Origin of the sequence: Gilliamella sp. B2717 (genome assembly GCF_026536675.1) — a bacterium.
Classification (GTDB): Bacteria; Pseudomonadota; Gammaproteobacteria; order Enterobacterales; family Orbaceae; genus Gilliamella; species Gilliamella apicola_I.
In genome coordinates this window covers 1-904 of sequence record NZ_JAFNNQ010000056.1, presented here as the reverse complement: position 1 = coordinate 904, position 904 = coordinate 1, and the positions used below count along the sequence as shown (strand labels likewise).

Annotated in this window: 1 protein-coding gene; it reads left to right on the top strand. The window is 42.5% G+C overall.

The genetic code is table 11. The annotated features are described in order from the left end of the window. Positions 1 to 147: 147 nt before the first annotated feature. Positions 148 to 904 (top strand): hypothetical protein (locus J3U35_RS06530; protein WP_267360330.1); only part of this gene is annotated, 757 nt, incomplete at its 3' end.

Below are 904 nucleotides of genomic sequence, written 5' to 3'. Positions count from 1 at the left end.
TCTGTCTGCGTGAGTATGTTGACGGTAATTATACCTGTTATAGAATTTTTCGCCGCATTTCCCACATATTAGACGATGACCAATACCTACAGCCGGGGTATGTAATGCTGAGCCTGGTCGACGACGTAGTTAACTCCGCGGAATAACATGGCTTTCTCGATCATTCAGCGATTGCCACCAATCAGCGATAGGGCGCGATATGCCCTATCTGTTGTTATGCGCGATTACTACGATCGTGTTGGGCAATTTTTACCCAGTAAATTTATTCAACCCAAATCGCCGCGTAACACTGAGCGTCGGGCGCCGGCTGACCTACCAATTATTGAGCGCCCGCTGTGGGAACAGATGCCACACGAGTATCGTTTTTTTCACCATTTTTTTAGTGATACACCGCAATTCATCGGTAGTTATTTTGCCCGTAAATATGCAGCGCTCTATCAAGAAAAAGGTTCAAGAATCGCTAACAGCTATTTACGCACATGTGGGTTAACTCGTTGCACCGAGGTGCAACGGCAATACACAATCGAAAATGCGGGTAAAAGCCTTATAGCGCAAACCTTCTATAAAGAGCTTTCTACATTGCCAACGTATGACAAAATCGACGTTGATGAACTCGGCGCAAAAATTGCCGGATATATGCAGAATCTAATTATCAAATTTTTAGAAACCGATGAATTTAAGTTAAGTTGCGTTGGTGAAAATAGTCATGAATTAGCTATCTACAAGTTTGCGTTAGAGCAGTTAAAGCCATTGAGAATTACTGCGCCCTATTTTGCCGATTATAAAAAAGACGAGATCACAGCACAGCAAATTGTTATCGCCTTAGCTAAATTATCGGACGATAAGTGGTGGCAAAACAAATTAAAGAGACAATGGGCTTTTCAGCGTGAACATTTAGCTATTG